The following is a 21305-nucleotide window of genomic DNA, read 5'->3' on the forward strand; positions in this document are numbered from 1 at the left end:
GTTTGCGACCGCATTGCGCCACAGCATGACTGATCACGATTGAAGCAGGTCTACAATCGATCCACCAGTGTGTATTCTCTCGATGGCATCCGCAAAGAGCTTGGCCGAATCCAAAATAGTCAGTTTTTCCTGAACCAACTGAACTTCCAGCCACAGCGGCGGCACGGTGTCGGTGATTACGATTGCATCAATCGGGGCAGCGCGCAGAATCGCGTTGGCATCCTGGGAAAATAGTCCGTGCGTCGCAGCTGCGTAGACTTGTTTTGCGCCGGCCAAACGGCACGCGGTGGCCGCCCGCGCAATCGTCGTGCCGCTGCTGATGAGGTCGTCAATGATCACCACCGAGCTGTTTTTCACTTCCGCGACCAGCGTTTCGCCGCTCACCGTGCCCAGCGCCCGGTATTTCTCCATGAAACCGCCGGCGACATTGCGTGCCAGCCGGCGCATTAACGCCAAGCGGAATCTTTCGGCCCGTTTCACGCCGCCGACATCCGGCGAAAGCACCACAACTTCGTCCGCGGCCAACAGCTTCGCAAAGTGCTCGACAAACAGTTGTGCGGCTTCCAAATGATCGGTGCGGCAGCGGAACGCGTTCTGGTAGGCGGAAATGTTATGAACATCCATGGTCAAGACGCGATCTGCGCCGACGGCTTCAAACATGCCGGCAACGTAGCGTGTCGTTACCGGATCGCGCGGCTGAGACTTCCAGTCTTTGCGAGCGTAACAAAGGTACGGTACTACTGCGGTTACACGTGACGCGGACGCGTCTTTGACGGCGCCAAGAAAAAACAATAACCGGCAAAGCTTGTCATTAACGCTTTGCTGGCGGTCTCGGTAGAGCGACTGAATGACGAACACGTCCTTGCCGCGAACGTTTGCCAGCGCTCGCGATTTATGCTCGCCGTCCACAAATTCCCGTTCCTCGTGCGCGGTGAGGGAAATACCGAGATGCCGGCTGATCGATGCGCCAAAATCATGGCTCGCATTAAGCGCAAACAAGCAAGCGCTATCCAGGCCCATGTCCGATCCCTGTTTCACATAAAGGCATAAGGCCAACCCCCTCTACGCCTCAAATTACAATTTCCTGACCGCGACCCCGGGTCGATGTTCTTCACTGCCTGTTTTTCGTTAACCTTCGCAACTTCGTTACTATTCTTGATTCGCTGCAAAAGCTAACGGGCACCGCCTTTCGCAGATGGCGATGCGCCTTTGACGAGGCTTGCCTCGCGGTGAACCAGTACCGGGACGGGGCTGTGGGTGATCACCTTGACAGTTTCGCTGCCAAGCACGACAGCGGAAACGCCTTTTTTGCCGTGCGACGCCATGTAAATAAGATCGCAGCCCTTATTCCTCGCGGTTTTGATGATGTCCGCGTAAGGCGAATCGCCCGCAATGCAAAAGCATTGGCTTCGAACGCCAGCTCTTGCAGCCGTTTGTTCAATCTGCGCGACATATTGCTTGGCATGCTCATTAAACATGGCTTTCAGCCGCGCGCGTGGTTTCGAGGCACCGTGCGCCCAGCCTTTCAAAAGCGTAGCTCGAAAACTTGGCGTTACATGCAAACCGGTCACACGAGCACCGATCGCCTTTGCAAATTCAATTCCGCTTTCCACCGCCCTCTCGGATAATGGCGAGCCGTCTGTCGGCAATAAAATGTGCTTGTACATGACAACCTCGTTTCGATTTACGCCTTTCGGCACGGCATTTCAACGCTTGCGTGCCTTGCTCAGCCTAGAGGTTGGGCTATCGTCCGCGGGCGTGTTCCAACCTGATACCAACCAGCTCAAGCGCGATTGCGACAGCGAACAGCACTAAGCCCCACCATACCTCCGGCGCGAGCCACATCAGCACCGCGCCTAACACCAACAATGCCGCAGCTAGCGCGCGTCTTTTTTTCCGGTTCCTGATCATGTGCAGTCCGTCGGCGGTGTTAAGTCAGCGAAGAGTCGGTTTGGACACAGGTATCTCCTTTTGCGCTGATAAGCCACCGGCTCCAGGTATAAATTTACCCCGTCCAGTTGACGCGCACCGTGTACTCGTCCGGGCTGTACTTCACATCAAGGTCGCCGCGGTATGCACGGCGCACCGCTTCGCCGATACGGCGCGGAAGATGCACGTCCGTGGTTGTAATTACGATCTTATCCGGCTGGTCTTCTATTTCCATAATCCGGTGCAGCGGGTGGTCCGATTTTTCCTTAGTTTCCTCGTGCCGAACAAGGCGCATCAGTTCCTCGCGGCGACTGGTCATCGCTTCGCCACTCAGGGTGACGTAACCCGCGGGGAAGTGATCGCGCGTTCTGTGGCATGCTGGACAGACATAATCCCGCGCGTCAGTGGGACGTGGCAATCTCTGCCAGCGGCCTTGATGGAACACGATACCGCAGCTGGGGCACGCCGACGGCTCTGGCGGCTTGGCGCGCGCCTGATACGGGTCGTGCACGACTTCCTCAATCTGGCGATCGAGATGATGGTGGCGATGGGCTCTAGGTTCTTTTCTGCTCATGGCAACTCTTTTTGCCGGCTATTTTGAATCGGTCTCGCTTCCGCTGCGTTGCGGTTCTCTATGGTGTTTCACCGCGCCGCGCGTGCGCCGACTGCTGTCTTCCAACTGGCGGCACGCAGCGTCAAAAGCGTCGCGCAACGCGACATAGACATCCTCGTGGGCATCGCGATTGACAGCTATCGTGTCGCCGGGCACATTTAAATCAATCCTCACATTGAAGCGATTGCCTTGATGTTTATGCTTGTGAGGCTGTTCCACTGTGACGTGGCAGCGCAGCACCTGCGGATGAAATGAATCCAGCTTCTGGGCTTTTTCTCGGATATGCGTCTCGAGCGCATCCGAGTGACTGATCCCGTGAAAGACGATTTGCAATGGTGTTTGCACGGTCCGTAACTCAGACACTGATTCGTCTCGTTTCTTGCTCCCGTTTGTGCTCGCGCGCAACCATGGTCGCGAGCGCGGACAGTTCCTCAGCGAGCAGAATCAGGAGATCATCGGCCGCAACGACGCCGACAAGCGCGCCTGCGTCGTCGGTTACCGGCAGGCGCCGTACGCCTTTCAGCCGCATGAGCTCCGCTGTTTCCGCCACTCCGGCATCCTCGCGCACTGCCAAAAGTTCTTGGCCCATCACGTCCCCCACCTGAATCGCATCCGGGTTAAGCCCAAGCGCCACGACCGCGACCACGATATCCCGATCCGTCAGAATTCCCGCCGGAATACGTTTCCCGTTGGGTTCGTCTACAATCACCAGGCTTCCAATGTGCGACTCGCGCATTAAACTTGCGGCTGCCTTTATAGTGGTGTCCCTGCGCGCGAACACCACCTCCCGGCTGCAGATTTCTCCAATTGCCATGATATCTCCCTCTAAAAACCAAATTCATTATGCTCGCACCCGCAGCATGCCGCTTTGATCTAAATCAAAACGGTATAAGCATCATGAGGTAGCGGGTGGACATTACGCAACAAGCGGTCCTCGGTAGCTTTTTATTCTCTCACAATATTGACGAGTATCAAGCCCAATGCCGTCGCGATCGACAAGGTATAAAAGACAGCGGGCCAGTTACCGGTTAATTGTAAAAGCCCGCCGATCACAATCCCTTGCAACCCAGCCCCAATATAGTTAAACAGGTCGACGACGCCAACCGCAGTCGCGGCCATCCTGCGCCCGCCGAAATCGCATGCTGCAGCAAACAAATCACCGATCGCGCCCAGCGCGAAAAAGCCGCCGAGCACCAGCAGCGCGAAAGAGCCGTGGAGACCGATCTCCCTGATGCCAAAATGCGCCATCGCAAGCATAATCGCGATGAAACACCCCATGTAGATATTTAGCACCTGAAAGCGCTTGGCACGGAAGAATCTGTCGGCTATCCATCCCGCGGCAAGCGGCCCCAACATTATTCCAAGAGGCAGCGCTACAGTCGCAGCGGGTATATTCGAGAGGGGGACGCCCGATGTTTCGGCGTAATAAAGGGGAATCCAGGTGAGAAGCCCGTAGCGTCCCACGTGCATCAGCATGGATGCCGCCGCATACAGCATAAATTTCCAGTTCGAGAAGAGAATTTTCCACGCCTTGACTCCGCGAGTTTCCTCAGGCGTGTAATGCTCCGCTTTGGCGGAGATCGAATCGGTCAGCGTCTCTTGGTAGGGAGGAAAATTGGCGTCCTGGGGCCTGCTGCGCACGACCAAAAACATGACTATCGTTATTGGCAACGTGAATAACAAAACCGGATACGCAAAAGCAGCGCGCCAGCCGTAATGTGTTACGAAATAACCGGTAATAAGCCAAACCACCAGCGTTGAAACTCCGGTCGACGCCGCGTAGAGTCCCGTTGCAAAGCCGCGCTTGGATTTCGGATACCACTGACTGATCATGCCGTTGGTCGATGCGTAAGCCTGCCCCTGAATGAAACCGTTCACAAAAAGCGCGCCCAAGATGAAATTAAGATTGGATAAGCCGGCGATCACGATATTCATGACGGTCGTCCCGATTCCGCCGATGGTATCCATGATGCGAGCGCCGTATTTGTCGGCCAACCGTCCGCTGAGAAACACGCCCAATGCATAGGCCCAAAGGATCGTGCTTGCGCCGAGTCCGGCGTTGAACTTGGTGATATTCAGGTCGCTGATGATCCAGGGGATGCAAAAGCTCCAGTCAAGGCGTCCCAGATAATAAAAGCTGTACCATGCCGCGGCCATGACCGTAATACGCCAGAAGCGGTAGCGGTCATAGGCAAGCATTTGCTGCTCGCTCAGTCCAAGCCCCTCGAATTCAGGAAAGCGCGAGCGATTTGTGGGCTCCAATCGCCTTCTCCTTAAGGATTTAAGCGTGCGAGCGCGCAGCTTGATTTCAATACTGGATAATTTGCATGACGCGGAATCATTCGATCGCCTACATTCTGGAATCAATATCCGGGTTGCGGTGTGAGCAGTTTTTCCGCAAGGGTATGTGCGAGCGTGTGTTTACTTTTACGTCACTCGTTTAGCGTTGCACCGAGTCGATCCGTGTTTTGCTGTCAACCAGATTAATTGTAATTCCCACCTTAGTTGCAAAAGATGTATCCGCCCCGCTGTCGACTTAGAGGAATTGCAGTTACCTCGATGATGGCGTGAAGCACCGGCTGAACTATCCCCGGACAATCAGGATAGGCGCATTGGCGATGCGAATAAATTCCTCCGCCACGCTTCCCATCAAAAGATACTCGAAACCGACTCTCCCATGCGTTCCCATAACCACCAGGTCCGCGTGCCACTTAGCTGCCTCTTCTCCAAGCACGGCCGCGACGCGGCCTTTTTTTGCATCGAGCAATCCTGTTTCCGGTTCCACGCCAGACTTGCGGGCCGTATCGGCAGCCTTGTCCAGCAAGGTTTGGCCCAAATGGTGCAGTTTTTTTGAAAGTTCTTCGACATCGATAATGCCTTCCAGGTCATCATCGCTTGGCAGGCCGACATTCACCACGTGAACAATGCGCAATTTTGACTTCATTTCGGAAGCAAGCTTGATCGACTCTGCTAAAGCGTGTGCCGCCGTGCTGCTGCTGTCGAAAGGCAGTAGTATTCTTTTGTACATTGGATTTCCCCATGAAGAATTGTAATTTACTACGGTCTTGGCGAATCCTTGTCAGTCTGCGATATTTGCGCTCCCCGCGCACAAAACCGGGGGAACCGAAGCTGCGCTTGAAGAAATATTATCATAGGCTCAGCCCAAACGCCGTTGTGCATTACGGAAAAAACACGGGCATCCGCTTGTGGCATTTACCAAATATATAGGGTCGCCTTGTTGCAGCACATGCAGCGAATCATTGCACGCCATCGCTAGGCGACAATGTTCCCCTTTTTTTCTGCAGCGACCGCTTCTTCCAGAATGCAGGGATATCGGAACGGTAACGGCGCTGAACCAGATTGGCCACCAATCCGGTCCAGCCGGTCTGGTGCATCGCGCCCAAGCCTAATCCGGTCTCGCCGTGGAAGTACTCGTTGAACAGCAGCAGATCTTTCCAGTGCGGATCATGCTGGAACGGGCTATCCGGGGGCAAAGCCGGAACCCGTCCGTTTTCATCGCGTCGAAACATGTCAACCAGGCGTTCGGAAATCAGGTTGGCGATTTCTTTTAGCGTCATCTCTTGGTTGCTAACGCAGGGTACCGGCACCTTGAAGCTGTCGCCGAGATAGCGGTGGAATTTCTCAATCGCCTGGATCAAAGTGTAATTGGTTGGCATCCAGATCGGGCCGCGCCAATTGGAATTTCCGCCGAAAAGGCCGCTGTTGGACTCCCCGGGCACGTATTCGATAAGCGCTTGGCCGATGCCGGGAAGCACGCCGAGGTCGCGGCGCTTGGCGTGAATGCGCGAGACGCTGCGGATGCCGTAGCGCGAAAGGAACTCGTGTTCGGAGAGTAGGCGCATTAAGATTCGCGGCAACCACTCAGTATTGACCAGCGCCAACAAATGCTCGCCGCGTGCATTCGTCGCAACAGGGCAAGAACTTACTTTGTGGCCGTCGTAGTGGCCGCGGTAATGTTTTCCCAGAATCTTCTCAAAGCGCGGGGCCTTATCGAGCAGCCGCTTGTCCACGACTTCGCAGGCAAAAAGCGGAATAATTCCTACCCAGGAAAACACGTCGATGGGGCGCCACATGCCGTCCGGCGTAACCACTTGGTCCTTGAAAAAGCCATCCTTATCGTCCCACAGCGAAATGCGGCTTCCGGCATGGCCGGCAATGGCGTTCGCCATCGCCAGGAACTGCTCATAGCACTGAATCGCCACGTCCTCATAGTCTGATTGTTCTGCGGTGAGCTCCAGCGCCAGCAGAGTCATGTTTAGAGCGAACATCGCCATCCAACCGGTCGCGTCGGCCTGCTTGAGCGCGTAACCTGGCGGCAGCGGCTGCGAGCGGTCATAGACTGAGATGTTGTCCAGACCAAGAAAACCGCCTTCAAAAACATTGTGACCGTCGGAATCCTTGCGGTTCAGCCACCACGTGTAATTCATAAGCAGCTTATGGGTAACCCGTTGCAGGAAACGCAAATCACCTTCGCCGCGTTGCACCCGCTCCGCGCGGAACACTTTCAGCGCAGCCATCGCCAGCACCGGCGGGTTGACATCGCCGAATGCCCACTCATAGGCTGGAATTTGGCCGTTGGGGTGCAGATAATATTCTTTTAGTAAAAGCTCGATCTGGTCCTTGGCGAAATCCACGTCCACCAGCGCCAGCGCGGCAGTATGAAACGCGAGGTCCCAGGCGGCGAACCACGGGTATTCCCATTTGTCGGGCATCGATATGACATGCGCCGCCCTGAGATGACGCCAGCTGCGGTTGCGTCCTCCTTTGCGGCTTTCCGGCGGTCGCAGCGCATCGCCGTCGAGCCAGCGTGCCACGTCGTAATGAAAGAACTGCTTGCTCCAGATCATTCCCGCCAGTGCCTGACGCAGGATATTGTGGTCCTGGGCGCTCGCTTCGGGCAAAAGCTCGTCGTAGAACACTGCTGCTTCCGACTCGCGCTGCGAGAAGATTATTTCCCGCCTGGCGAACGGTGAATCCAGCATGCGCGCCGCAAGCGTGAGCCCTATTCTCGCTGACTGGCCCGGCTCCACCTTCAGCACATGCCACGCGGCGAATTTGGTGCCTCGTTTTTCAGGATTCACCGCCGTTTTTTCCATGCCGATCACACAACGGTGGAACGCATCCTTGACATAAGGCGTCGGGTTCGGCAATCCCCAAAGGCGCTCCGCGTTGCTTTCGTTTTCGGTGTACAGGGTCTCCGCTTTATGCCGACCGTATAGAAAATAATCGCCCAACGCCTCATGGTGCGCCTGCACCGCCCACATTGCGTCTTTGGGCGCCGCTATTTCACGCAGTGCGGGCATCGCGCCCGGCTCGCCCCACGACCAGGTATTGCGGAACCAGAGTTGCGGCAGCACGTGCAGCGCCGCGCTTTCCGGGCCACGGTTTGCGAAGATAATGCGAATATGAATCTCATCCGGGCTTGCTTTTGCATAGCGCACTTCCACGTCCCAGTAGCGGTTGTCGCGGAACACACCTGTGTCCAGCAAGTTAAATGGCGGGTCCTGGCGCGAGCGGCGCGCGTTCTCCTCGACCAGCCGGCGGTACGGATATTCCGCCTGCGGATACTTATAGAGGTAACGCATGTAGCTATGTGAGGGCGTCGCATCCAAATAGAAGTAATATTCCTTTACGTCCTCGCCGTGGTTGCCCTGATTACCGGTAAGCCCAAACGCGCGCTCCTTGAGAATCGGATCGCGCCCGTTCCATAAGGCAAGCGCAAAACACAATCGTTGCTGCTCGTCACAGATGCCGCCCATGCCGTCTTCGCTCCAGCGGTAAACGCGCGAACGAGATTGATCGTGATCCAAATATTCCCATGCGGTGCCGCCCGGGCTGTAATCCTCGCGCACGGTCCCCCAGGCGCGTTCCGCCAGATAAGGACCCCACAGTCGCCAGTTTTCGCGCCCTTCATGCTGGGCGTTCAGCCGTTGACGCTCTTCATTTAAAGCAACATTCGATGCGTTCATCTCCTGATCCATGGCAATCCGTTTCGCGGATTACTTTATTCTCGGCGGCTTTATTTAACCGCCAACGGCGTGTTTCCGGTCGCAGTTCGCGGTTTTTTCGCCCGCTCAAGCTGCAGCCAGGTTTCCAGTACGCAGCCGACAGACCATGCCTGGCACGGAGCGCCGCGCGGCGTATGCGGCGGCGCGCCGTCGAAAATTTCGCTGATATTGCCAAGCGCCGCATCCAATAGATGATCCTCAAGCGGCTCGAGCCGCCGCTGTGCCGCCTTTGCGTCGCCGTGCACGCGGTATTCAGCCAAAACATAATGACCCAGCAGCCACGCCCACACCGGCCCTTGATGGTAACCCCCGTCGCGCACCATCACGCCACCGACGTAATAGGGGTGAAAATCCGGGTGCGAGGGAGAGAGCGAACGCAGTCCATAAGAACTAAGCAATTCCCTGCCGCAAAGCCGAACGACGCCGATTTGCGTGTCTTTATGCAGCGGGCTGTACGGCAGACTCACCGCAAAGATCTGATTCGGGCGTACCGTGCTATCGGTTCCCTGCGGTCCGTCAAGCACGTCGTAAAGCCCGCCGTTTTCGCGATTGATGAATCGCGAGAAACCATACCGCGTGCGCGCCGCCAGTTCCTGATAAATTTGCGCAGGCTGTTTGAGGTCGGTGGCGAATTGGGCCATGGATTGGAGTGCGTTATACCACAGCGCGTTGATTTCCACCGGCTTGCCGATGCGCGGCGTCACAACCCGGTCGCCCACTTTGGCGTCCATCCAAGTGAGTTGTACCCCCGGTTCGCCTGCGCGCAACAGCGCATCTGCATCCATGCCAATTTCGTAGCGCGTGCCGTCGCGATAGCAGCGGATGATTTCCTGCAGTACCGGGAAAACCGCGCGCAGCGCCAATGCGTCGCGCGTGGCGGCGATATAGGCGCGCCAAGCCTCGATATACCATAAAGCGGCGTCTACTGTATTGTATTCCGGAGTGTCCCCCGCATTGGGAAAAACGTTGGGCAGCATGCCGCGTACTATAAAGTGCGCGAACGTTTGCAGAATGTTGCGCGCACAGTCGAATTGGCCCGTGGCCAGCGTTATGCCCGGCAGCGCGATCATGGTATCGCGCCCCCAGTCACCAAACCACGGATAGCCAGCAATGACCGACTGCCCATCAGGAAAGTCCGGTAGCGGCCGCGCAAAAATAAACGTATTGGCCGCGAGTGCCATCTGATCCACCCATTGCGGCGCATCGATAAGTTCCGGCACCTGTACCTTGGCACGCCGGAGCAGTTCCGCATCTCGCCAGTGAAAGCGGCGCATTGCATCTTCGATAGCAGGTGAAGCCTGTTCGCTGAGGCTTGCGACAAAGCCCGCCCATTCCCCAGAGCGCAGTTCGAACGTTGCAACGCCTACGCACAAGTGGCTGTCGCGATCGGGCAGCCCGCGTTCGCGCTCAACGGGCAAATCGAAATTCTCGTACCAGTCATGGCGGCTTTCGATACTCCCGCAGCAGGCGCGGAAATGCAGAGTAAACCAGTTGGGATGCCTCACTTTCAGACTTTGTGTTTGGCACTCGATCACCGGACTGAATTGCCCGGGCCGCGTGTTGACATGGTGATCGCGCGCGTTAATCAAGAGCTTGACCGAAAGCATGAGTTGTGTTTGCGGGGGCAGGGGATTCGGCTCGAGGCGGTAGGCTACGTATGTCGCGTTGGCTCCAGGCTCAAGCCAGATGCGCTGCTCGATCACATACTCGCCTATGGCGTAGCGCCAAACCGGCATGCGTCCGTCGAGATGGAAGGATTCGATGTGCACGAAACCTTGCGGCTCCACCGCCCCGCTACTCCAGCGGTTGGTGGCGAGCGGCCAATCGCGCCGGCCGTCGTTCATTGTCGCATCGGCTTTGGCGAACACCAGATAGCGCCCGAGCGGCGGATTGACAGGCGCTATCAACAGTCCATGATAACGGCGCGTGAGAGTGCCGGCGATGGTGCCCGCGGCGTAACCGCCAAGTCCGTTGCCGAGCCACCATTCGCGGCGCTCGGCTTCAGCGAGATTTCCGCAAATTTCGCGCCCAAAACGAATGAAATTGGGCAGGAATGTTTTCAACATTGGAGCAGCCATGCTCAATCCTTGAGTCGGCGTTCGCTGTTACTCAAATGGCCGGCTACGCGCGGCGCTCAAGCATAATTGGCACTGCCGGATTGCCGCGGCCTGAACGCGGCAACGCGCTGCCGTCCAAAGCGTATAACTTTTCCCTGCTATGCACTTTGCCGCTAGGGTTGTCCCTTGCACAATTGCGCCGATGGCGATGTCGGGATCTTGTGTAGCGTTATTGTTCCGGCCCGGCGAATGCGACACCCAAATATTTATGTGCGAATCCCGGTCTCGTCAGGCTGCGGAACTGGGCATTCACTTCACTCAATCGCGAGAAGTATGACCTCGATGTCCTCGGTGATCTCTTCCTGACGCATCTGGTTCTGGCGCCTGGTGAGAACTTCGAGTTTTTCTTCAACCTTATTTATCGCGCGGTCCATATGCTCGAGACGCTTCTGGTTCTCCAACAACAACGAATCGTAATACATACCATGCAGCAGGGCGTATAAGTACTGGTCGGCCAGTGCTAATAATAATTGCTGCGGCGGCAATGTCAGATAAGGCGGATAAGCCTGCAGCCGGGGTGGTTGCGGCAATTCGGGAACCGGCAGCAGGCGGCGTGACTCGATACTCCGTTCCCGATAAAGCAGCACGGTGAACCCGACCGACTGCGTTTTATCGCCGTCGTCCAGCAAGGACCTGAAATCATCAAGCAAACGGTTGAGTACCGTCGGCACTTCATCCGCCACGCTCGCGCCCTCGATGACGCGCGGCGCCGGAGTTCTTTCACCCCAAGTTTGCGCAAGCCGATTACCGATCATAATCATTTCCAGCGGCAGCGATGAGCCGTTGACAGTGGCCTCGATGGCGCTGACCAGGCGCGCGTTAAAATCGCCGCAGAATCCGCGTTCGGCTCCAATTACGCACAGCACATCACGCTGCGGGACCACGGATGACACATCGGGACGATAAAAGGCGGTGAAATCCGCTAACGCGGTTTCAATGACTTGCACGGCCGAGCGCTGCGCTTCGATAAATGTGCTTATGCGCCTTGTCTCCACGAGTGCCAGCGACTTCATCGCGCGCAGAATTTCCTCTATCTCGCCAAGCGAAGATATGCGGCTAAGAATTTCGCGCCGTTTGGTCAAACGGGGTCTCCGCTCAGCCACGCACGCACGGCGTCGACCCATTGTCTACGCTCCGCGTTAAGCGTCAATGCCGACTGATCCACGCCGCGGCGCAAATTTTGCAGCGCGTTTTCCAGCGTGTCTTTTTGCAGTCCGTTCAGCATGCCCTCGTTGAAAGCGACCAGCCAGGCGAGATGATATTCGATGGGCAAGGGATCGAGCCGCTGTTGCTTGAGAATTTCGCGCAACAGTTGTCCGCGCGCGATGCGCTCCTGCATCGATGCTTCAAGTTTGGCGCCGAAGCGCGTGAAGACTTCCAGCTCCAGGAACTGCAGGTAATCCAGTTTCATCCGGCCGGCTTCGCGCTTGATGGCATCGGTCTGCGCTTTGCCGCCGATGCGTGAAACCGAGCGAGTGATGTCAATCGCGGGTCGCACGCCGCGTGCGAACAGGCCGGGGTCAAGATAAATCTGTCCGTCGGTGATCGAAATCAGGTTGGTGGGGATATAGGCCGCGATCTCGCCCTCTTCCGTCTCCACGATCGGCAGCGCGGTCATCGAGCCGCCCCCGCGACTTGCGGCAAGCGCTATCGAGCGTTCAAGAAGGCGCGCGTGCAGGTAAAAGATATCTCCTGGAAATGCCTCGCGGCCCGGCGCCCGCCGCAGCAGCAGCGAAAGTTCACGGTAGCTGCGCGCATGCGTGGTCAAATCATCGTACACAATCAGCGTGTCATGCCCGCTATGGGTCCATTCCTCCGCTATGGCGCAGCCTGCGAACGGCGCGAGGTATTTAAGCCCTGGCGTGGCGGTCGCTTCTGCAACAACCACTGTCGAATAGTCGAGCGCGCGGTTGCGCCGCAGAATATTGACGGTCTGCACAACTGTCGAGCGTTTTTGACCGATCAACACATATACGCAACGCACGTTGCGACCGCGCTGATGCACCACTGCGTCGAGGGCGAGCGCGCTTTTGCCGGTGCCGTTGTCCCCTATGATCAGTTGCCGCTGCCCTTTGCCGATCGGCAACATGGTGTCGACGATCTTGCTGCCTGTGTAAAGCGGGCGCGTCACGAAATCGCGCTCCACGATTCTGGGCGATTTGACGTCCAGAGCGCGCCGCGCAACGCAAACGGGGTCGCGCTGGCCGTCGAGCGGCCGACCCAGCGGATCGATCACCCGACCCAGCAGGGGATCGCCGACGCCGACATCAAGGTTTCGCCCGGATAACAGCACCCCCGTGCCTGCCTTGACCGAGTTGGTCTGCCGCAACATGATGGCGCCGATCACGTCAGGCAGGAGGCAAAACACGACGGCGTCACTGCCGTCTTCGAAAGTAAGCAACTCTTCGATGCGCGCCGACGGCAGTCCTTTGATCCAGGCGATGCCGTCGCCGACCGAGTTTAACTCGCCGCGCTCAAAGACGCGGAGGCCGAAGCGGTAGCGCGTAATTGCCTGTTCCTGGAGCGCAAGCGGCGATTCGAAGGTGGATGATGTATCAGGCGCCACGGCGCGCTCCATCGCGGAAAAACGCAAGTTCATCCACCAGGGTTGCTTGCAGTATCCAGGGACCGAGCGTAACGCGCACCCCTGAAAGGAGACTTGGGTCGATATGCTTTGCAACCGGAGGCAATATTCCAAGCGCTTCATTTATCGCCTGCGTCAACTGCTCGCGCGCTGCTTCCGCCAGCTCGCGCGCGCTGCTCATCTCGAGTTGCGCATCCGGTTTGTGGGCCGCCTCCCGCAGCGCCTGCTTTTGCTCATCAGATAGGCGCTTCAAATCTTCCACAAGTAGCTCAACGATGCGGGAATCGAGCTCAGGTCCTGCTAGTCGTTCGAGCAGGTGGGTCGCAAATCCGGCGGCTTGCGCAATCGCCCGTATTTCCGCGGCGCGTGCCTGTTCTTCCAGCCGCCGTGCTTCCGAAACGCGGTTTTTTTCGCGCTCCAGATTAATCGCCTGCTCGAGCCGCTCCATCCGGCGTTGCTTTTCAGACGCGATTTCGTCCAACAGTTTGGCCCGCGCCGCGTTGCGCTCCGCCTCCCAGTCCGCCATGCGGCTCTCATATTTCGACTTGGTTTCTTCCGCCCGCGCTTCGATAGCATGCGCGTCGGTGAGAGTTTTCTCGATAGCCGCGCGGCGCTTGGCGATCATGTCCAGCACCGGGCGAAAGAAAAGCCGCTTCAATATCCATAAAAGGACAAGGAAGTTGACAAGCTCGAGAAAAAACGTGGGCCAGTCGAAGTTCACAATTACGCCCTTAATCCTACTTGACGAGATATTCCAGCAGCGGGTTGCGGAACAACACGATCAATACCACCACCAGTACATAGATCGCGAGCGACTCGATCATTGCGAGCCCGATGAAGAGTGTGCGCGTAATGGATCTTTCGGCTTCAGGTTGCCGCGCCAGCGCGTCAATCGCCTGGCTGATGGCACGGCCCATTCCAATCGCGGGCCCCAGCACACCCAACGCTATTGCGATGAGCGCGCCGACAGTCGACAGCATCGAAAACCAGGTCATGTCTTTCATGGTTATTCTCCTTTACCGGATGATGAATGCGACTGAATGCCGCCCGAGATATAGACCAGGGCGAGCATGCCGAAAATATAGGCCTGCACCAGTGCTTCGATAATGTGCAGCATGAGTATCGGAACCGGCATCAACAGTCCAGCGACCAGCAAAACCAGTGCCGCGGCCATTTCAAGACTCATCATGTTTCCAAACAGCCGCACAGCAAGCGTGACCGTGCGCGACAACTCGCTGACAAGGTGAAAAGGCAACAGGATGGGATTGGGCTCGACGTACTGGCGCAGGTAGCGGCCGATACCGCTGCCGCGTATTCCAAACCAATGTACTGAAAGGAACACCAACAAGGCCAGCCCAGCGGTCAGCGAAAGATCGTCCGTGGGCGAGGACAGTCCAGGAATAACGCCAATAAGATTCGCTGTCCCGATGAATATCCAAAGGGTTCCGATCAGAGGCACGAGGCCGGGCGGCGGTTCGGGCAGAACCGCGCGCACCGCGCGGTCGATGACTTCAACGATGGCTTCAATTGCGCTCTGCGTCCCAGAAGGGCTCAGAGCAAGACGGTGCGTCAGGAACCAGGCGACCGCGGCGAGACCGAGCATTATGCCCCAGGTCGTGACCACCGTGCTGCTGATTCCTAAAGGTCCTAGCCGAAAAACGATTTCCGGAACCATGTGCGGCTTTCAAAGATGATTCTTGATGAAAAGATAAACGTTAATCGCCCCGACGACCACGCCCAGCAAAATCAAGTTGATGGTCCAGTGAATCGAATACCCTGGCAGATGATCGTCCAGCCAATTGCCCAAATAAGCTCCGACCACAACCGGCAGCACGAACAGTCCACCCAGCGTTCCCAGAAAAACCGTCTGCGCAAGGATTTTGGCGCGGTCGCGCCGCGCCTGCTCAAATCGGCGCGCCTGGCGCTCGATTTCCGACTGCAGATCTTTGTCCTGCTCGTGATCCTCACTCACCGCCGCTCCATCTGCCAAAGTTTGCGCAAGATTTGCTGTTCCAGTTGGGTCAGGTTATCCCTGAAGCTTCTCAGATGCTTCTCCTCATCCATCAACTGATCCGACAGCGCGCAGCTGATGGCTTTAAAATCGGGCCCCTGGACATAGCGGCGCGTGGCAATGTGTAATTCGTTCCCGGCAAAGTGAAGCGCCGCTCCGGGCAACGCAATGTAGCGCCAAGCGCCGTCGCTCAAGCAGTACCGGGCGACGCCACATATAAGCACGGTCACCATGCGCGCATGGTGCGCCAGCAGGCAAAATTGCCCGCTCGCGTCCTCGCCCACGAACCGGCTCACACCCGCAATGCGCTCGCGCTGAGTCGCGCTGTGCAATGTGAGCACAAATGCCGTCATACCTTTGCCTGGCGCATCGAGCCGCGCATGTAGCACTGGTCTTCCGGAAGGGTATCATAGTCCCCGCGCAGGAACGCATCGCAATCGTTGAGTGTTTCCGCGCGGGGCACCGATGTACCCCCTATTCCGGTGTGCTGGCTCACAACGTGGAAAGGCTGCGAGAGGTAACGCTCCAGCTTGCGTGCACGCAGCACTATCCTGCGGTCAGTTTCCGAGAGCGCTTCGATGCCGAGCATCGCAATGATGTCTTCCAGCTCGTGGTAGCGCGCAAGGTGTTCGCGCACGCCTTCTGCGATGCGAAAATGCCTGTCTCCAAGCGTAGTGCGATCCATCAGCCGGCTTGACGAGCGCAGTGGATCGACTGCCGGATAAATTCCTTTCCCCGCCTGATCGCGTGAAAGTACCACCACCGTGTCGAGATGCGCGAAAATCGAGCTGACGGCTGGGTCCGTCATATCGTCGGCTGGAACATAGACCGCCTGCACGGATGTGATGCTGCCGGACGAAATGGAAGCGATGCGCTCCTCGAGCTCGGCGACCTCTGAGAGCAGCGTGGGCTGGTATCCGACCGTGGCCGGCATGCGGCCGAGCAACCCGGATATTTCGCTGCCCGCCTGTACGAACCGGAACACGTTATCGATCAGCAGCAGCACTTCTTTGTGCAGGCTGTCGCGCAGGTATTCGGCGTAAGTCAATGCCGTAAGCCCGACACGGAAGCGCACGCCCGGCGACTCGTCCATTTGTCCAAACACCAGCACCGACCTCGGCATGACGCCGGCATCCTGCAGGTCGTGCCAGAGTTCGTGGCCTTCGCGGATGCGTTCGCCGACACCCGCAAATACCGATACCCCCTGGTGCAGCTGCACAATGGAGTGAATAAACTCGGTAAGCAGCACGGTTTTGCCAACCCCGGCCCCACCAAACAGTCCGGTTTTGCCGCCGCGCACGAACGGGCACAGCAGATCGACGACTTTGATGCCGGTCTCGAGGATTCCCTCTGAACCTAGGGTTTGCGCGAGCGGTGGCGGCGGGGCAACGATCTCGCGCTGCGCCGATGCTTGGATCGGAGCGCCGCCATCGAGCGGGGCGCCGAACATGTCCACAAGCCTGCCCAGACATTCAGGCCCGACCGGCACGCGCACCCCTCCTCCGCCGTCAAACACAGGCATGCCGCGCTTCAGTCCGCTCGTGGAGTGCAGCGCGATAGCGCGCACATGATGCTCATCCAGATCGCGATAGACCTCAAAGACGTAGCGCTTGCCATTTTCTTCGGAGTAAAGCGCGCGGTGCAGCGACTTGGTTTCGCTGCAAGAGACGTCGACGACAGGTCCGTCAATGCGTTCGATCCTGCCAAACAGCCCGTCCGTGGCAAGTGTCTCGGCTCCGCCCGCGTCTTTTTCAATATTGCGATTCCCGGATTCATCCATGCGATCGTCCTTTTTTATTTACGCGGAAGGCGGCACACTGCGCTGACAATCATAAGTACTTTCTTGGTTTTCACGACCCGAATGGTAACTCGGCTCGCGGCTGCGGACATTTTTGGCTTCGCCCTTCGGCAAATCGCGCGCGTCGGAACGCATCTTGGAAACGCCGAGCAGCCCGGGCGCATTGCTAATTAAATATTACATTGTACCGGCGTTCGATTATTGACCTGCATCAAATACCCTGCAACGCCGCGCTTGCGGTCACCGGCATGCGCCGCTAGCGGATCAGCGCTGCCACAAAATGTAAGCAGCCTCAGTAGGAACGGCAACGCCGGAATGCTGCGGCACCACTCGCGCGGTAAAATCTGCGGCCGGATGGGCCGCTTCAATTTGCGCTCGATACACAAAGCTTCCCGCGATGCCCGTCGCCGGCTCAGCGCGCGCCATGACCTGCACCTCCGACTTGCCGCTGATCCCGTCCGCGTAAAGCTCGACGCGCACCTCATTTGGGTCGAGGCCTCCGAGATAGACCTGAGCCTCAAACGTGTGCTGCTTGTCCTTAGTCTCAACCGTCACCCTGCCGAAGCGCAGCGTGTTCCATTTCTGTTCCAAAGTGTGCTGCCAAGCAGCTATTTGTGCTCCCAGCGCGCCCTTGGTGGCCGCGCGTTCACGATACACAGCCGCGGCCGGCAAGTAATACTTTTCGGCGTATTCACGCACCGCACGGTTGGCATTAAAGTAAGGCGTCAACCGTGCCACGCTTTCGCGCATGCGTTTCACCCACGCCGTTGGAATGCCATGCTGGTCGCGGTCATAAAACTCCGGAATCACTTCGTGTTCGAGCAGATCATAAAGCGCGTCAGCCTCCGCCGCGTCCCAAGCCGGATCATCGTTATGTTCCTTGCCGTCGCCGAGCGCCCATCCCACTTCGGGCGTATAGGCTTCGGCCCACCAGCCATCCAACTCCGAGAGATTGATACCTCCGTTGACGAGCACTTTCATGCCGCTGGTCCCACTCGCTTCCCATGGCCGGCGCGGCGTATTGAGCCAAACATCCACGCCTTGGACCAGCTGTTCAGTCAAGAGCATGTCGTAATCTGCGAGGAAAATAGCATGCGGACGAAATTCGGGCCGCCGGATAAACTGAATCCATTGCTGGATCAGCGCCTGGCCCGCTTTGTCCGCCGGATGAGCCTTGCCGGCAATGACGAGTTGCACCGGCCGCCGCGAATCGGAGAGCAGCCGCAGCAGCCGCTGAGGATCGTGCAGCAAGAGGTTGGGTCGCTTGTAGGTTGCGAAGCGGCGCGCGAAACCCAGCGTCAGCGCGTCGGGGCTGAAGAGATGTTCCGCGACCTCAATTTCTTGGGATGAAGCGCCGGAGGCGGCGAGTTGCCGCGACAAACGTCTGCGCGCATATTCGACGAGCGACTTGCGGCCGGCTGAGCGCAGCTGCCACAGCTGGGCATCGGAAATAGAGCGACACTGCTGTTCCACGGCGTCCATCGTTCCCAGCCAGCGGTCTTTACCGCAGGCCGCGGTCCACACTTCATCCGCGGCCGCCGAATCCCAACTCGGCACATGGACTCCGTTCGTCACGTGCCCAATCGGCACCTCTTCCTCGGGCCAATGCGGGAACAGCGGCGCAAAGATGCGCCGACTCACTGCGCCGTGCAAGCGGCTCACACCGTTGACCGCGCGGCTGCCGCGCACCGCCAAATAGGCCATATTGAAATTTTCCAGTAGGTCGTTGGGATTCTTGCGGCCGAGCGCCAACAAACTGTGCAGTGTTATTCCGAGCTTATTCTGGGCATATCGGGCGAGGTACTGCTCGATGATAACCGGCGAAAAAAGGTCAAAGCCGGCGGGAACCGCGGTGTGTGTGGTAAAAAGGTTACCCGCCCGTGTGACATTTAGTGCCGCGTCAAAAGGCTGCCCTGTGTCTTCCATGAAACAGCGAGCCCGTTCCAGCACTGCGAAAGCCGCATGTCCCTCATTGAGGTGACAAACTTCAGGCTGGATTTCGAGCGCGCGTAGCAGCCGCCATCCGCCAATTCCAAGAACCAGCTCCTGCTTCAGGCGCAATTCCGGCCCGCCCCCATAGAGTTCACTGGTTATCCCTCGATGCGCCGGATAGTTCGCAGCGTCATTGCTGTCCAGTAAATAAAGTTTGATTCTCCCGACCTGCGCCTGCCAGGCGCGTAGCCAGACCGAATAGCCGGGCAGCTCAACTTGCAAACGTAACCATTCTCCACTCGATTCCCGCACTGGAGTAATCGGCAATTGGCCTGGATCGTTGTAGGGATAGAGCGCTTGTTGCAACCCGTCCTGGTCGATGATTTGATGAAAGTAGCCCTGCTGGTAGAGCAGTCCCACTCCGACCACGGGTACGCCCAAATCGCTGGCAGATTTGAGTTGGTCGCCGGCAACATTGCCAAGGCCGCCGGAGTAGATGGGCAGCGCTTCGCTCAACATGAATTCCATGCTGAAATAAGCGACGCAACTTAAGGCAGATTTCTGATAATTCTGCTGGAACCACGCAGGCGTGTCCGCTGCCTGCCGTTTGGCCTGCACCAATTCATCTATAGTCTTGCGAAATACCGGATCGGCCAACACGCGCTGCAGCTGGCCGCGCGAAACAGTCTGCAGGACAACCCAGGGATTGTGAGCAAGTTCCCACAAATCGGGGTCAAGCTTGCGCCATATTTTGTCCGCCGCGTGATTCCACGACCAGCGCATGTCCAACGCAAGCTCGGCGAGCGAATCGAATCCATCAATTCCCGAAGGCAGGAATTCGTAAACGGGGCTGCGAGATTGCGTATGATCGCTCATAGTCGTGGCTATTCTTTGCGTCTTGCAGGATTGGAACTGTGATTACCATTATCCGCGCGCCTTAGCGCAGGCGCTACGGCGGCGCAGCATCGATGATTCGATCCGCTGGAACTTTCTGCGTAAATCATGGTTCTCGGCTCCAAAAGCAGACGCCGCTAACCCTTCGCGCTTGTTGATCACCTTCAATTCGTTCGCGTTTGAATTAGTCCTCCGGGTAGGGAAGACTGCGTAGGATTTCCGTTCGGAGGGTCGTACTCGAATTTGCAATTATAGGGCAAATTATGTGAAAGCATGATGACCCTGGCGTGGGCAAATCCGGCTGCACGGCCGAGAAAGCACTGAGCTCGCGCCAATTACAATCCAACCACAATGCCTGACCACGGATTTTAAGTGGTTTTAAAGACTTGCATTTGATATTCATGCTTGACCCGTTCTCCTGCATACACTGAAGTCAGCGGTTTTGGAACGCCTCCTCGAACCGGTTCAATAATTCTTCGAGCCGCGACGACTCAAGGTGATTGATTCCCGCTGCGCGCAACCTGCCCCCGCCCGTGGGAAACATTCGGCAGAAATCCAACGCGTTGGTTTTCCCGTCATGCGGCGATCGCACGCTGACTGTGTAGCCCTCGCGCGCGTTGCGAGTGATCACCGCGTGTGCGCGTTTTGGATCGGTTATTGCAAGATGGTTGGCGAATGCGCCGCTGACCCTTCGGCTCCACGGCTCGTCCGGCAGCAAGTATGCATCCGATGCACCCGCCGTGCGCAGCGGGGCGATCGCCAACGCGCGCTGCAAGTCGGATGCACGCTCTTTACTCAGCTGCTCAAGCAAGGTTTCCTTTTTGATTAAACGGAAGGGATCGGAGTAACGCTTGACGATGCGGTACAGTTCAGCCGGAGGAATCAGCAAATCAGACTCTGTTTCGCCATAGGAATTGTAGTTGATGTTTTCCCCCAGCTCTTTCAAGGCGATTTGCTGATCGTCGTCGAGGTTGAGCGATTCGGCGAGCTTCGCAGCGGAATTTACCAGGTTATCGCCGAAGGCGGCGACCACCGCCCAGACGCGAAAGCGCCCGGCGAGAAACCGGTCGACTAAAATGCTGGTGCATACGTCGGCAGACTCGTCGATCGTCGCGCTCAAACCGGGGTGGGCGGGGATATCGGGCGCGGCATGGTGGTCGAAATAGCGCACATGCGCGCCGCGCTCCAGTAAATTTACCAGAGCGGCGCGATTTCGCTCGAGCGAAATGTCAAGGACAGTGACCTCATCCCCGCGCCCCGCATTGACGCGTTTGAGCAGCTCAATATCGCGTTTGACTCCGGTGATCAGCTCGGCATCAACCGGCTCGGCCAAGCGCAACTGGTGCAATGCGCAAATACCATCTGCATCGCCGTTGAAAACGTCGATATAGCGCATAC

Annotated in this window: 20 protein-coding genes; all 20 read right to left on the reverse strand. The window is 57.5% G+C overall.

The annotated features are described in order from the left end of the window. Window positions 1-33 precede the first annotated feature (33 nt). Window positions 34-1020: a ribose-phosphate pyrophosphokinase gene (locus tag VLV32_06610; protein HUL41557.1), complete on the reverse strand. Its 987-nt coding sequence runs from the start codon at window positions 1018-1020 to the stop codon at window positions 34-36. Between the two features lie 152 nt (window positions 1021-1172). Continuing rightward, on the reverse strand, window positions 1173-1667 hold the full coding sequence (locus VLV32_06615) for a universal stress protein (GenBank protein HUL41558.1): 495 nt from the start codon (window positions 1665-1667) through the stop codon (window positions 1173-1175). Window positions 1668-1743: 76 nt separating this feature from the next. Beyond that, a complete protein-coding gene (locus tag VLV32_06620) occupies window positions 1744-1911 on the reverse strand; it encodes a hypothetical protein (protein HUL41559.1) in 168 nt (55 codons plus the stop codon). 94 nt (window positions 1912-2005) lie between these two features. Beyond that, window positions 2006-2503 (reverse strand): BCAM0308 family protein, encoded by a 498-nt coding sequence (locus tag VLV32_06625; protein ID HUL41560.1) that lies wholly within the window; start codon window positions 2501-2503, stop codon window positions 2006-2008. 18 nt (window positions 2504-2521) lie between these two features. Next, complete coding sequence (locus tag VLV32_06630; protein ID HUL41561.1) at window positions 2522-2905, reverse strand: HPF/RaiA family ribosome-associated protein; 384 nt, start codon at window positions 2903-2905, stop codon at window positions 2522-2524. Next, the gene (locus VLV32_06635) at window positions 2898-3356 is read right to left on the reverse strand and encodes a CBS domain-containing protein (GenBank protein ID HUL41562.1); all 459 of its coding nucleotides are present in this window, start codon (window positions 3354-3356) and stop codon (window positions 2898-2900) included. The genes VLV32_06630 and VLV32_06635 overlap by 8 nt, the downstream gene beginning before the upstream one ends. A 131-nt stretch (window positions 3357-3487) precedes the next feature. Further along, window positions 3488-4804 (reverse strand): MFS transporter, encoded by a 1317-nt coding sequence (locus VLV32_06640; protein ID HUL41563.1) that lies wholly within the window; start codon window positions 4802-4804, stop codon window positions 3488-3490. Between the two features lie 322 nt (window positions 4805-5126). Continuing rightward, window positions 5127-5570 (reverse strand): universal stress protein, encoded by a 444-nt coding sequence (locus VLV32_06645; GenBank protein ID HUL41564.1) that lies wholly within the window; start codon window positions 5568-5570, stop codon window positions 5127-5129. Between the two features lie 229 nt (window positions 5571-5799). Continuing rightward, window positions 5800-8532, reverse strand: coding sequence for a glucosidase (locus VLV32_06650; protein HUL41565.1), 2733 nt, complete (start codon window positions 8530-8532; stop codon window positions 5800-5802). 50 nt (window positions 8533-8582) lie between these two features. Further along, entirely contained in the window at window positions 8583-10649 is a 2067-nt protein-coding gene (locus VLV32_06655) for an amylo-alpha-1,6-glucosidase (protein ID HUL41566.1), read from the reverse strand. A gap of 293 nt (window positions 10650-10942) precedes the next feature. After that, the gene (locus VLV32_06660; GenBank protein HUL41567.1) at window positions 10943-11770 is read right to left on the reverse strand and encodes a FoF1 ATP synthase subunit gamma; all 828 of its coding nucleotides are present in this window, start codon (window positions 11768-11770) and stop codon (window positions 10943-10945) included. Then, window positions 11767-13254 (reverse strand): F0F1 ATP synthase subunit alpha, encoded by a 1488-nt coding sequence (locus VLV32_06665; GenBank protein ID HUL41568.1) that lies wholly within the window; start codon window positions 13252-13254, stop codon window positions 11767-11769. Before VLV32_06665 ends, VLV32_06660 begins: the two co-directional genes overlap by 4 nt. Next, entirely contained in the window at window positions 13244-13993 is a 750-nt protein-coding gene (locus VLV32_06670; GenBank protein HUL41569.1) for a F0F1 ATP synthase subunit delta, read from the reverse strand. The genes VLV32_06665 and VLV32_06670 overlap by 11 nt, the downstream gene beginning before the upstream one ends. Window positions 13994-14009: 16 nt before the next feature. Then, complete coding sequence (gene atpE / locus VLV32_06675) at window positions 14010-14276, reverse strand: ATP synthase F0 subunit C (GenBank protein ID HUL41570.1); 267 nt, start codon at window positions 14274-14276, stop codon at window positions 14010-14012. A 2-nt stretch (window positions 14277-14278) separates the two neighbouring features. Then, window positions 14279-14947, reverse strand: a complete 669-nt coding sequence (locus VLV32_06680) for a F0F1 ATP synthase subunit A (protein ID HUL41571.1) — start codon at window positions 14945-14947, stop codon at window positions 14279-14281. Window positions 14948-14956: 9 nt separating this feature from the next. Next, entirely contained in the window at window positions 14957-15244 is a 288-nt protein-coding gene (locus VLV32_06685) for an AtpZ/AtpI family protein (protein ID HUL41572.1), read from the reverse strand. After that, window positions 15241-15636, reverse strand: coding sequence for a hypothetical protein (locus tag VLV32_06690; protein ID HUL41573.1), 396 nt, complete (start codon window positions 15634-15636; stop codon window positions 15241-15243). Before VLV32_06690 ends, VLV32_06685 begins: the two co-directional genes overlap by 4 nt. Next, window positions 15633-17063: a F0F1 ATP synthase subunit beta gene (atpD, locus tag VLV32_06695; protein HUL41574.1), complete on the reverse strand. Its 1431-nt coding sequence runs from the start codon at window positions 17061-17063 to the stop codon at window positions 15633-15635. The genes VLV32_06690 and atpD overlap by 4 nt, the downstream gene beginning before the upstream one ends. A 282-nt stretch (window positions 17064-17345) precedes the next feature. Then, entirely contained in the window at window positions 17346-19889 is a 2544-nt protein-coding gene (gene glgP, locus VLV32_06700) for an alpha-glucan family phosphorylase (protein HUL41575.1), read from the reverse strand. 451 nt (window positions 19890-20340) lie between these two features. Continuing rightward, on the reverse strand, window positions 20341-21303 hold the full coding sequence (locus VLV32_06705) for a DHH family phosphoesterase (GenBank protein ID HUL41576.1): 963 nt from the start codon (window positions 21301-21303) through the stop codon (window positions 20341-20343). Window positions 21304-21305: the final 2 nt, after the last annotated feature.

Source organism: Burkholderiales bacterium, from assembly GCA_035518095.1.
GTDB lineage: Bacteria > Pseudomonadota > Gammaproteobacteria > Burkholderiales > JAHFRG01 > JAHFRG01.